The 12,858-nt window shown below is 43.9% G+C and carries 13 protein-coding genes; 1 reads left to right on the top strand and 12 read right to left on the bottom strand.

Features of this window, described 5'->3' with window-relative positions; genetic code table 11:
* Positions 1-16: 16 nt before the first annotated feature.
* The 11 genes from FHS17_RS07895 to FHS17_RS07845 form a co-directional block, all read right to left on the bottom strand.
* Positions 17-766, bottom strand: coding sequence for a metallophosphoesterase (locus FHS17_RS07895; protein WP_167277614.1), 750 nt, complete (start codon positions 764-766; stop codon positions 17-19).
* A gap of 25 nt (positions 767-791) precedes the next feature.
* Entirely contained in the window at positions 792-1,271 is a 480-nt protein-coding gene (locus tag FHS17_RS07890; RefSeq protein ID WP_167277611.1) for a hypothetical protein, read from the bottom strand.
* 121 nt (positions 1,272-1,392) lie between these two features.
* The gene (locus FHS17_RS07885) at positions 1,393-2,649 is read right to left on the bottom strand and encodes an FAD-binding protein (RefSeq protein ID WP_167277608.1); all 1,257 of its coding nucleotides are present in this window, start codon (positions 2,647-2,649) and stop codon (positions 1,393-1,395) included.
* 123 nt (positions 2,650-2,772) lie between these two features.
* Positions 2,773-3,114 (bottom strand): hypothetical protein, encoded by a 342-nt coding sequence (locus FHS17_RS07880; RefSeq protein WP_167277606.1) that lies wholly within the window; start codon positions 3,112-3,114, stop codon positions 2,773-2,775.
* 127 nt (positions 3,115-3,241) lie between these two features.
* Positions 3,242-4,081 (bottom strand): DegV family protein, encoded by an 840-nt coding sequence (locus FHS17_RS07875; RefSeq protein ID WP_167277604.1) that lies wholly within the window; start codon positions 4,079-4,081, stop codon positions 3,242-3,244.
* A 138-nt stretch (positions 4,082-4,219) separates the two neighbouring features.
* Positions 4,220-7,291 (bottom strand): galactose-binding domain-containing protein, encoded by a 3,072-nt coding sequence (locus tag FHS17_RS07870; RefSeq protein WP_167277601.1) that lies wholly within the window; start codon positions 7,289-7,291, stop codon positions 4,220-4,222.
* A gap of 388 nt (positions 7,292-7,679) precedes the next feature.
* Positions 7,680-8,072 (bottom strand): DUF350 domain-containing protein, encoded by a 393-nt coding sequence (locus FHS17_RS07865; protein WP_167277599.1) that lies wholly within the window; start codon positions 8,070-8,072, stop codon positions 7,680-7,682.
* Complete coding sequence (locus FHS17_RS07860; RefSeq protein WP_167277597.1) at positions 8,069-8,743, bottom strand: hypothetical protein; 675 nt, start codon at positions 8,741-8,743, stop codon at positions 8,069-8,071. The genes FHS17_RS07865 and FHS17_RS07860 overlap by 4 nt, the downstream gene beginning before the upstream one ends.
* Before the next feature lie 4 nt (positions 8,744-8,747).
* A complete protein-coding gene (locus FHS17_RS07855; RefSeq protein WP_167277595.1) occupies positions 8,748-9,944 on the bottom strand; it encodes a glutathionylspermidine synthase family protein in 1,197 nt (398 codons plus the stop codon).
* Positions 9,941-10,663, bottom strand: coding sequence for a hypothetical protein (locus FHS17_RS07850; RefSeq protein WP_167277593.1), 723 nt, complete (start codon positions 10,661-10,663; stop codon positions 9,941-9,943). Before FHS17_RS07850 ends, FHS17_RS07855 begins: the two co-directional genes overlap by 4 nt.
* Before the next feature lie 20 nt (positions 10,664-10,683).
* Positions 10,684-10,893, bottom strand: coding sequence for a hypothetical protein (locus FHS17_RS07845; protein WP_167277590.1), 210 nt, complete (start codon positions 10,891-10,893; stop codon positions 10,684-10,686).
* Between the two features lie 361 nt (positions 10,894-11,254).
* On the opposite strand from FHS17_RS07845, the gene FHS17_RS07840 reads away from it, so the two are divergent.
* On the top strand, positions 11,255-11,902 hold the full coding sequence (locus tag FHS17_RS07840; protein ID WP_167277588.1) for an SIMPL domain-containing protein: 648 nt from the start codon (positions 11,255-11,257) through the stop codon (positions 11,900-11,902).
* 106 nt (positions 11,903-12,008) lie between these two features.
* On the opposite strand, the gene FHS17_RS07835 is transcribed toward FHS17_RS07840, so the two are convergent.
* Positions 12,009-12,842 carry a carbohydrate ABC transporter permease gene (locus tag FHS17_RS07835; RefSeq protein WP_167277585.1) on the bottom strand — a complete coding sequence of 278 codons (834 nt, stop codon included), beginning with the start codon at positions 12,840-12,842 and terminating at the stop codon, positions 12,009-12,011.
* Between the last annotated feature and the right edge of the window lie 16 nt (positions 12,843-12,858).

The raw sequence follows: 12,858 nt of genomic DNA, 5'->3' as shown, positions 1-12,858 counted from the left end.
CTTAAACGACGAACTTTTATTTAGGATTAATATGTATGACAGCTATCTCCGGTCTGCAGTTCACCCGCAAAGGAATCCGGACTGTTCCTAGTCCCCGATTAATGAGGAAATGACGACCTTCTCCCATCAACTTCATTCCAATATGAAAATGCTTGTACGCTCCAAATGTGCGATTGCTCAGCCGGATTTGACCGCCATGGGTATGACCCGCAAGCAATAAGTCATAAGAGATGTTCTGATTCTCCAACTCTGTAATAATGCTGGGAGAATGCGCTAATAACATTTTGAAATCATACGTTTCTATGTCTATGTTGGAATTATAACGTTCATTGCCATAAATCGAATTATCAAAGCCATATACAAGAATGCGAGAGCTATGAATATGTACAACGGAATGCTTATTATCCAAGACCGTTATATTATTACTCTGCAATTGTTGCAGGATCTTATTGTATTGATCCGCCGTAAGCGGCTGCTTCTTGAAACGAATGGTTTGCTCTCGTTCATAGTTGCCAGGTACGAAGTAGACTTGCTTGCATGCCAGACGCCCTAGTTCGTTCAAAACCTTCTCTAACCTTCGTTGGTTACTTACCAAGTCTCCCGTGACCATTATCAGATCTGGCTGAATGTCATTAATAATTCCGCTTATGCTGCCATTAAGAAAACGGATGGTACCGTGCAAATCAGTCAGATGAACGATTCGAATAGAATGTTTAACATTTGACTTTATGTAATAATTAGTGCGTTCGACAAAGCTCCATTGCATAGATATAAGTCCCTTTACTTATAATTTATTGCACCTGTTTAACTAATTCTATTAATTCGGATTCTGTTAATGTATTCATGCCTAAAGGTTCCTGACTACCATTAATATAATAGACGTAACGAGCTACAAAACCTTTTTCATTTTCCCACCAAATAGACTGGCTCGAATCATCTTCTTCATAATAGGTTTGTTTTCCATTAATGACTTCTAGTGGTTTCATACCTTTTACATAAGATGCGGTTTCTGACTCATCAATAACTTTGCTTAAAACATACTTTATCTCTTGAGTAGTCTGCTTATTTTTATAGTGAAATACAAATTGATGAAGTGTATCTACATTATCAATTGCAATCTCCGTGCGGACGTCATTAACTTCAAACGGGAAACTTGTCGGTTCTTGAAAATCATAAAGAATCGAATGAGTGCTATCTTCGGACTGCTTCTCAACACTACATCCACTTATTAAACAACATAATATCAGTAAAGCAACAAATCTAATTCTCACCACGCCCTTTCCTAAATATGTAAACGCATTATTATGCTCTTTGTTGCATCCAGCTAATAAAATATATTCTTATCAAAAATAAACCGAGACCCTTTACCGGGACTCGGTTTCCTTGTTAGTACTAGAAAATATACTCATCCACATACGCATTACGGAACTTCCCGTCTGGGTCACATTTTAACAGCAGTTCACGGAATTCTGGAAGTTTCTCATACAACGATTGCACACGCTCAGCTGACATGGTGTACAGCTTAGCCCAGTGAGGACGTGCATCGAATCGTTCCAGCTTTGCTTCAATCAGAGGTAGCACCTGCTTAACTGCCTCCCACTCCGGCTTCCATGTGAAATGGAATGCAACAGAATCCTGTTTATAGTTCGGGCTGAGCCACAGCTCATCCGCCGCAATTGTACGAACCTCGGAAATAAACAAGAGCGGTGCGATCTGTTCGCTTAGCTCATTGATTGCACACAGTGCATCATAGGCATGATGGCGTGCCACAAAATATTCACTCTGCAGCTCTTCACCAGCACTAGGGGTAAAGTCCATCCGGAAATGGGACAGCCGCTCATGCCATGGTCCCGGAACACCTAGCTGCTCACTGCAATTTTCCGCCGTCTGCCCTGGTACAGGATGAAGTTTTTCCGTTGCCGGAATAGCCTCAAAGAAAGACACTCCCTCTATTGGGCGAGCTTCTCCTGCCAATCTTTTCTGCCACACTTGGTTGAACTTGGATTCCTTCCAATCTGTGAAAAGACTAACACTGTAAGCGCTTGAATATATCGCATCAAAGTTACTCTCGAGCTGCGCCAATGGAAGATTCTCGTAGAGATATTGGCTGATCTCAAACAATGGAAGAATGTCCAGTGTAATTGCTGTTACTACGCCTAGAGCACCGAGACCTACAACAGCTCCATTAAACAGCCCATCTTCATCATCCCGAGTAAATATCGCCACTGTACCATCAGCTTTAACAATCTCAAGCGCATATACCGCTGTTGAAAGATTGCCGTTCCGGTCGCCTGAGCCATGAGTTGCTGTTGCAATAGCACCCGCTATTGTAATATGCGGCAGCGAAGCCAGATTGTGCAGTGCATAGCCCTGTTGATAAAGATATTCGCCAAGTTCCCCGTAACGGATACCACCCTCAACTTTTACACGGTTATTGGTCTTGTCCAGCTCCAGAACACGATTCATCTTCTGAAGGCATACCAGGCTTGCGTTCGTATCCGCTATTCCATTAAAAGAATGCCTTGATCCTAGCACTCTCATTTTGCTGCTGCGAACTACAATATCCTGCACTTCTTCTACTGTTTCGGGATAGAGATATTCTGATGCACTATACTTGTAATTTCCTGCCCAGTTACGATCATTTGCCACAATCCGTACACTCCTTAAGAAGTTATTCAAGTTGAGAAATCTCTCATATAGTCATTATGCGTATTAGCCTTCGTTTCCTGCTAGAGGCAAAAAATAAAAAAACCAGCCTCTTAAAAAGGCCAGTTAATTTGCTAAACTAGAAATATCTTTAAATTCGCCGCGCTCGCACGCTGCCTCGAAATCTTCTTCATCCATGCCATTCATCTCATCAATCCGCGTGATGAGCCGCAAACCTTCTGCTAATAAATCAGGTTGGTAATCAAAAATCTGTTTGATAGGAACACTCGGGTCAATCACTTGATCTATCGTCCATTCACGGCTCTGAAAGCTGAAGCTTAATCTTATGCTTACTTCCTCTTCTATGCCTTCCAACTTTACAGCCAGAACATTGTCGAGCATTTGCAAACCCTGGGGCAGCACATGATATTCAAAGCCTTTATCTATTAACGAAGTAATACGGATCACCCAATCGACTCCCCCCATGAACTCGTCAATATAATACCAAATCTTCGCGAAAAATCAACAAAATTCGCCAAGGTTCTCTGAGCCCATGAAAAAGAGCTGTCTCTTATAAGAAGAGACAGCTCTGCTTTTATTCCGCACAATACATAAAACCAATTGCTCCAGGTCCTGTATGCGTCGTAATAACCGGTGTTGCTGGACGTATACGGACTGGAATAGATGTGATTCGGCTCAGTTCTTCCCGAAGCCGTTCGGCTAAGGTGAGATTATCGGCATGCGAGATCCCTATTTCGGTAATCTCTTTGCCGGCCGTATCACTGTTAAATCGTTCAAGCAGACTCTTAATAATCTGTGAGGACGTCCGAACTTTGGTGACAGGTGTATAGATGCCCTGTTCAAGCATAGCAATCGGCTTAATGCTAAGAATAGAGCTGATCCATCCTTTGGCTTTGCCAATTCTGCCGCCCTTCACAAGATTCTCCAACGTATCCACGACAACCAACAAAGTAGTGTTATCAAGAATCTTCATCAGTCTGGCTTTAATTTGTTGAACCGTTAATCCCTCACGAGCCATCTTCGCAGCTTCTATCACTTGGAAACCAAGAGCTTGGGAGATCATCTGTGAATCTATGACAACGACATTGCTAGAGGACATTTCTGCTGCAGCACATGCAGTGGAATACGTACCACTCATGCCGCTTGTCATATGAATGGAAATAATCGTATCTCCATTTTGCCCAAGCCGATCGTACATTTCGAGAAATACACCAACCGCAGGCTGTGATGTTTTTGGCAATTCCGGGGCAATCTTCATCTTCTGAATAAATTCAAGCGGAGAAATCGTAACATTATCCTCGTATGTTTCTCCATCTACAAATACCGACAAAGGAATGACTTCCACTTCGTGCTGGTCGAGCAGCTCCTTCGGCAAATCTGTTGTGGAATCAGTAACAATCCTGATGTCAGGCATAAATAGCCTCCTTTAAAAATGCTAAATTAGGTACAATACGATGCATTTAATCGTTGGTTTCAAAATAACAGATGGAATATTACACCATAACAAAACAACCCTGCTCAGATTAGCAGGGTTGTTCCTTTTACAGCTTCCTTACCAGTTGTTGCCCGAACCTGTTACTGTAAAGCTGGTAGACGTATTAGAGAATTTACCGGAAGGAGCGCCATTGACCGTATTATTATTAAAAGCTGAGCTGCCGGTTGCTGTACCTCTGATATATACCCCATAAGTCCCCGGATTCGTGATCGTATTCGAAGCATACGTCACCGAAATACTTGGAGCTGGTTCTTCAATAAAAATACCGGAATAGACACTGTCTTGAATTGTATTGCCGGATACGGTTACACTCAGGTTTTGAGCTTTGCCGGTATTATTCAGCCAATAAGCCCAAATCGCACCGATCTGGTAGCCATAATCTTTATGATAGGAACCGGTTCTGATCAGCACATTATCTTGTATGGTCAGCGTTCCCGTCATGGATGGAGGATTAAAGTTAGTACCAAACGAGATACCTGAGCCATTAACCACTGTGTCTGTCAGCAGGTTGCCAATTACCTTATTATCTTTGCCGCCATAAATCGCGATATTGTTCGCAAGTGTAGGAATTTGTACGGTGTTATAGCTAAACGTATTGTTTGTATCCAAGTAAGTATCAGACCACATTGCAAGGCCATCATCACCGCTATTACGAACCGAGTTATTCGTTACCGTTGTATTCGATGTACCATAATGGAGATTAAGTCCGTCTGCCCATACATCTCTAATCCTGGAGTTGGAGATTGTGGCGTTATTCGTCTGATTCGTCAGCCAGAAGCCAACCTTCGTATGCTCGATCCACAGATTGGTAAGCGTTGAATTTGTACCGTTTCCTTCAACACCAGAGACACCATTATAGTCATCTCGAATCAAGTCGTTTGCGCTGATTTTAAAATCGGAAATCGTAACATTGCCGCTTCGCAAATAGAGACCTGCGTAATTGCCGGATAGAGTGGAATACCATACGCCTGCCCCTTTCATCGAAACACCACTGTCTAAGTACAATCTAGTTCCGCTGCCATTGTATCCTGCGCCTTTATTTCCGTTATTTAGGGTAAAGTTACCCGTCGGAATCCATACGCCTTTATACGTTCCGCCGGAGTTTTTGACAGCATTGATCGCATTATTAATTGCAGTAGTATCATCGCCACTGTCATTGGCCACTGCACCATAATTGGTGATGGATACATAGTTAGAAGGCATTGTTAACGCCGTTGGGATTGCTTCGGTCTCGATCAGATCGATTGTTACATTTGCAGTGGAGCTGAAGTTCAGGTTCGCTGCATTCCGCTGCAGCTTAATGACCGTTCCTGCCGGAAATTCCTGACTCAATACAACAGATACTTCATCATACAAATGATGTGGTGTTGTTGGTGTTGCATTTGGATTATTCGACCAGCGAATCTCCCCGCCTTCGGTTCCCCATGCACCATAGTTCCAGCTGTATTTGGAAGTAAGATTAACATCTTTGAACAATATACCACCTACGTACATGCTGATAGCGGAATCAATACCTGTACCTGCTGCATTATCAGGGATCGAGTAGCGGATCGTTATTCCTTTGGCCGCCTTGGCTAAAGCAAACTGCACATATTGACCAGCAGATGTAAGCTGAACGGCTTTTCTGCCGGAAGCTTCAGAAGCGATGTTGCCAAACGTTGTGTTTGGACCAACAACAGCGCCTGTATACGTCACAGATTCTGCTTCATATGTGTCATAAGGCATCGTTGCTCCATACGTGCCGGTTGGTGGTGGCGTGACTGGTGGAGTTACAACAATCGCAATATCGATTTTGTCGATATTCACATTACCACTGTCCGTTGTATCGTATTTGTACATGATCGTGTTATTGCCGGCATTTAAAGATACAGTATCGGCTTTTGTGCTCCAAGTATCCCAATTAGCTGTAGCTGGAAGGGAAGTTTGCAATGCTTTTGTTCCATTCGCATATAGACTAAGTGTCTGAGCGACGCCAGAGCCATTTGCATATTTTAACGTAACGTTATAGCTGCCCGCTTCTGCCACATTCACATTAAAAGTTGCCGAAGCATTGCCTTTATTAGAATCAATAAAACCACCTACAAAGCCGGTACCACTATAGCCTGTATGATCGGCTGCCACAGCAGCGCCGCCAGATAATACCGCTGATTCCGCCTCATAAGTTCCTGCCGGTGAAGTTGGAGGAGGAGTCACGGTGCCCCCGCTTCCATACACTTCGAGCTCAGCCACTTGGCCTGCCGTAGAGCCGGAATTTGCTGTGACGTTCACTCTGACGTATCGTGCAGATGCTGCTGTGAAAGAAATCGTAACCGTATTGCTGGAAGAAGGATTAAAAGTGTAGGTATTAGATGCAGCAGCAGTACTGTAAGTGTTGTTGTCTGTACTGGTTGAGACCGATAAGGTCTGTGTTCTTGTTCCCCATGCAGTCGGAAGCTTCAAGACAACTGCGTTCACGCTTTGCGCGCTGCCTAGATCCACAGTTAACGTGTTTGGATACGAGTTAGCCGCACCCTCATAGTAGGTAGATGTATTCCCATCTACTGCGTTTGCAGCAGAGAAACCGGTGTAGCTATTGTTTGAGGTGATCGACTTATTTAGTGCCAGGTTCGTTCCAGAAGGAGTAGATCCTGTTGAAGTGTCGCTGACCACAATATTGTCTACATTCACATTACCGGTATCCGTTGTATCAAATTTATAAGTAATCGTATTGCTGCCGGAATTCAAAGATACGGTCTCCGATTGTGTCGCCCAGGTGTTCCAATCTGTAGTCGCTGGAAGTGAGATTTGCTTCAGCTTCGTTCCATTAAGGTATAAGCTTAAAGTCTTCGCTGAACCTGTACCATTTGAGTATCTTATTACCGTCGTATAGCTCCCTGCTGCACTAGCGCTAATTGTGAAGGCAGTGGAAGCATTTCCTTTATTCGTGTCCGTGTAGCCGCCTACAAAGCCTGTTCCGGTATAGCCTGTATGATCTGTTGCCACAACAACTCCACCCGTACGAGTCGCAGATTCCGCTTCATAGGTTTGTGATGCTGCAGATACAGCTGCAGAGAACGGCAGTTGAAGAACCAATAAAGCTAGAGTGAGCAAATAAATGAAGAATCGATTGCCTCTTACCACTTTTAACATGTGATTACCTCCATTGTATTAGGATCCGAACCGTCAGCTAACGCTTCCTCCTCCCTTTTGTAAGTAAGCTCACCGCAATTTCCCACAAAAAGTAAGCGGTTACAATTCTCATCTCATGTTCATTCTCAGCTGCTTATAACCACCTTCCATGGATATCGGAGGCGATGTACCACTTCTTAAGCCATTGTAGAAATCTCCCCCTATCCTTAGCTACCACGCAAATGACTTGTAAGGTAAAAATTGTGACTTGGCGAAAGAAAAAGACCATTTAGGCGTTGGTTTAACGCTTGAATGGTCTTTCGAGTTAGCTATTTCTTGAAGGGATCAATTTCATTCCCATTCAAATCAGGATACATTTTGCCTTCACCGTCTTCGTAATTCCAGAAGATTAAACAATCAAGCTGCTTACCGCAAAGCTTGTTCCAATAAATACGAAGCATAGAAGGGCGCCAATGGCGACATTGCCCTTTTGCAGATGCTCCGAAATTTTGATACCTGGAGTAACGAGCTCGAATATCCAATAGGAGATGATTAGTATAAAGTAACCTACTAAAAACCATAACATCATATGCCATATCGATGTATTCGTATAAGCCGAAACACCGATGATCAGGGCTGTTGATAAAAATTTACCGCCAAACGCTAAGCCTACTGCCATATTGCCTTTTTTCAGCTCATCCAAGTCATTAAATGGCGTCATTAAACTAAAGATCAACATGCCGGCCAATTGAAGAATGATAATTACAACTACACTAACTACAAGATTGATAAATATCGTCATTGAGCCCACCCCCGGAATTTCGAATATACTTGATCGTAGTCACTATATAAGTGAACTTGTTCGAGATTTACTTTAACTTTGGATTTTGTCTTAAGTGCTGCATACTTCTCATCACTAATTGGTTGTTTGACTACGTTACCGGATGGAAGGCTGATAACAGCAAAATCACGCGTTTTACCTGCATTCTCTGTCTTATATACACCAACCAAATCAACTTCGGTTTGAATGGATTCTTTTAAAGTAGCCAAGTCCGCTGTAGCATTCTTCTCCGTCTTAAAAGATTTCAACGTATTCCATGTCGACAGTTTGATCTGGCTTCGTTTCTGGTCATCCGTTGTTAACTCTGCATCCATATATTGAAGAATCCAGACTTTATCCCCTGTTGCATAGTTATCGTCATTCGGAAGAAGGATGTTATCCGGAACGATCGTCATATCGCTGCCAACAATATCACCAACCTTCTCTTCAACGATCCGATAATCCCATGGAACCTCCGTTACTAGAGGAGCTGGTGTCGGCGCTGGGGTAGATGAAACGTAAGTATCTTGAGAAGTTGTCCATGTACCAGTATCTGAACTGGTACTAAACACATATTCTGGATTATTGGTTGCACACGAACTGAGCAATATGCAAAGCAGCAAAGTACACATGATTATTGTTATATTTTTCATCTTGTTATAACACTCCAATCGGGATAAAGTGGCTTGAATTACCAGTAATAGGCCCTCCAGCCCGACCAAGAAGACCACAAGGTTCGCAATTGATGACGAACATACCTACTAGCAAGTGGAACTCACCTACTGCTGTATGAATGAGGGATAAATTAGTCCGCTTCTGATAAACAACAGGAAAGAGCTCACTCGTATCAAAGGCTTCTTGATCTTCAATCTCGAGCTGACCAATTTGGTCAAACATTTTTACAGAACCACCTTCACGTCCAAACATCGATTTGGATACAAAATCCCCATCAAATACCGGTTTGTTATAGGTCGGCAGCATATATTTCTCGATTACTTCACGTTCTTGTCTATCGAATAATACGCCTAGTTCATACAATCCCCACGCAGCGGCCTGCAGCCCTTTGGATTGGAGCAGAATACTATGCACCGAGTTGAACAAATGCAAGTAACCCTTCTCGATCGAATAGGCTAAAGCTTCTCCTCCATCATCATGCGCCATCCACTCCTTCGGATAAAGCGCGAACATTCTCTTGATTGGATTCCCCTGCCCGTTCTTCAGAACCCCATTGTCCACCCACAAATTCAAGCAGTCCTCTAACTGAAGCTTGAGTCCGCTATGTTTAGCTAATGCTTCAATCGTCCCGGAATCCTCCAGATGCGTACCATACGCTACACAAGCAACAGTGTCTGGCTTCTCGATTGCCCATGCTGATGCGATCTGATCTTTCATTTTGTCATTAACGGAGTCTATACCGGCTTGACTACATAGCCAAGGTGTAGCAATAGATGCCTCTACGTAACCTGTTGGGGTATCCGCATTTAATTCAAGCATTTTGATACTGCCCTCAGCTGAAATGGCAAAATCGAACCTTGCATATCTGCTCATGAAACCTTCTGCTGGTATAGGTAATTGATCGATTAAGTCCCACAAAATCGTTGGTATACCAATCAGATGATAAAGGTCATGTTTGCCGTGTATGTAACGTGCGGCTTTATCTAGAATTAACCAAAGCTGCCTGGAAGCTCTTTCAAGCTCCTCATAAATTCCTCTATCCATTCCTACAACCTGATCAATCCAATAGGATTCAGTATCCAGGTCCGCCCAAGCGAACCCCATATCCTTTAATTGTTCAACTTTACAAGTTCGGTTCTCGTCAGGCTCTCCAATCACTTTGAATACCTCAGCTGTCATCCTCCGAAGCCTCCAGATGAAACGGAGCTTGAAGAGGAACTAGAAGAGGCGCCCGATGAAGAGGAGCTAAATCCGCTGGATTTGCCGCCAATTCCGCCAGCAGTAGACGAGGTGGAACGACGAGTGATCGAACCTGTCGAATTGGACGTCTTTGGTGCAACGGATGAACCTACAACCGGTTTATTCTGGAAGGATCCATTGGAATAACTCTTAGGCTCATATGGACGGCTGCTGCCATAATAGTAGGAACGATGGGAAGATGCCCAGGATTGTGAAGAATAGGAATTCCCGCTGTTAAACAGCAAATGGTACAACATGAGGTCATCCCATCCGAAACCAGAAGATTGATTAATAATCGTTGTTCCGCCGCCGGTGGAACCGGTTGTTACCTGCGCACTCGGCTCTACGGCTTCCGCTTCTTCTAGTTCTTTATCTGATGGCAATGGCAAATTCCAGTCAACTGCAGGATCATAATATCGCTTTACTGCTTCACTAGACCATTCAACAAGCTTCGGTCCAGCGTTTGTACTAGATATGGCTGTTGGGCTTGGACTTGGAGACTCCGTTGCTGCTGGGGAAGTCGCTTCCGCATGGATAGGTGCAGCTGCCACATTAGCTAATAAAGCAAGACCTAGGGAGGTGGAGAGCACCTTGAGTGGTACTCCTTCCTTGGTGAACACTTTAGATTTTAGCTGGTCCTGTTTTCTCTCTTCTTGCATACCGTGTACCTTCTTTCCATCTATAATGTCTTATTATTCATTTTCACTAGAAGGAGCTCTAATTGCCCGGCATCAACGTTCAACTTCCCTTCCAGTGTCTGGTACTCCTCACCATGAACGGTCAAATAGTTCACATGCTCCAAAGAGGCGATCATCGTAGAATCCCATTCCCGATCATCAATCTGCCTCAATCCCTGCTCTGGATCTTTAACTAAAAGGATGACTCTCATATGATTGTGTGCTCCTCTCATTTATAATTTTCATTCATACGGGTATAACTCCAATGCGTTTCAAGTTTATGGAAACGAAGAGATTATATTGGGTTTATTACAACGTGAAGCAATGCAAAAAAGCACAAATCACCTTAAACGTGATTGTGCTATATTAGCTGTAGACGTTAAAGTTACGGATGACTTCCGAATTGTAACATGAATGATTTGGAAGAATAATAGTCCATATGTACCATTTTACCTTAATTTGGTATTGTTGTTTAGTGGTGAAGTAAATAGGTCGCAGCTCTCAGAAACATCTCTAGTCCACTTCACGTCTATATAGAAAGAGACGGTACAACTGAAAAGGAGGTCGATTGTATTGAAGGAGCAGTATCAGCCTTCTTGTGAGTTTACGATTGAGGTTATCGGTGAGGGAATGACAGTGGCTGTTCCAGACGAGACTGTTGTCACTCTAGGCGTTGCTCAGGAAGGCGAAGGCCTAGGAGAACTTCAGGCGAGTAATGCTGAGAAGATCGAAGCTATCATAAATGCTCTGTTGTCCCAAGGAGTACCACGGGAGAATATCTCAACCGCGCAATTTACAATCGAGCCGCAATACGATTTTATAGACGGAAAGCAAGTTTTCCGAGGATACAGAGCCGTTCATCTATTACGCGTCACGATTGACGGAGCGAAGGATACGGGACAAATTATCGATGCCGCTGTTGCCGCGGGAGCAAACATGGTATCCGATGTGATGTTCCGTTCCTCACACGCAGATGAAGCTCAGCGCGAGGCATTAACCTTGGCCGTACGCGACGCCGGTGCGAAGGCACTTGCCGTTGCCGCAACCCTTGGTGTCTCCCTGTCTGCCATTCCTTGCAAGGTCATGGAAACATCCCGGAACGGCTTCGAGCCAGTCATGTTCAAGGCGGCTTCTATGCCGGCCGGCGACACCGGGACTTCGATTGAACCTGGGATGCTAACCTTTAAAGCCTCTGTCCGCGCTTGGTATGTATATGGGTAAGAAATATTCTTGAATATCTCACCATAATAAACAAACCAAAAAACCTTGAAAGGCACAAACCCTTTCAAGGTTTTTTCTGATTACCCACTATGCCCTCACCTCTACCCTATCCCTTCATCCCACCCTGCATGCCAAAGCCTTTGGACATAAAGCGCTGGGACAAGATATACAGCATCACCGATGGAATGGCGTACATGACGGAGAATGCGGCTAACTTGCCGTAGTCGGCCATGCCATATTGTCCGAAAAATTGGTAGATCTTAAGTGAAGCCGGGAAATTCTCCGGGGATTGCAGCAGGATGTACGGTACAAAGAAGTTCCCCCAACTGCCGGAGAAGGTAAAGATCGCTACAGTACAAATACCTGGAATCATGAGTGGTGCAACCACCTTTCGGATCCCTACGAACACGGAAGCTCCATCAATCCATGCCGCTTCTTCCAGCTCGGAAGGCACAGAGTCCATAAAGTTCTTCAGCATCCATATGCCATACGGCATAGCAGATGCTACAAAGAACAGAATAACGCCAAAGATATTGTTATACAACTTAAGACTCAGGAACAATTGATATACCGGCACCATAACCGCTGTTATTGGCAATGAGGTCATAAACAGGATGGTCAGCATAAATGGTTTCTTATATTTAAGTTGATAACGTGACAACGGATAGGCCGCAAGCAAGCCAAGTATAACGACCAGAACAGCTTGGCCACCAGACATAAAGAGGCCGATCAGAAAGGCGCGCTGATTGTCTTTGTTCGTCAGTACGTCTACATAGTTATTGCCTGTCAGATGAGTTGGCGTCTTCAAGGATTGCATCGCATTTGTATCAACGGAGGCTACTAGCACCCATAACAGGGGGAGCAGGAAGCAGACTCCGATTAAAGCCAATATGGAGTAAGGCAATATTTGAAAAATCCATTTTCGTTGTTTTGCACTCATACAATTGTTCTCCTTG

Source organism: Paenibacillus lupini, from assembly GCF_011761355.1.
Lineage (GTDB): Bacteria > Bacillota > Bacilli > Paenibacillales > Paenibacillaceae > Pristimantibacillus > Pristimantibacillus lupini.
The sequence above is the reverse complement of the archived record's forward strand: the minus strand, read 5'-3'. Positions and strand labels throughout refer to the sequence as shown.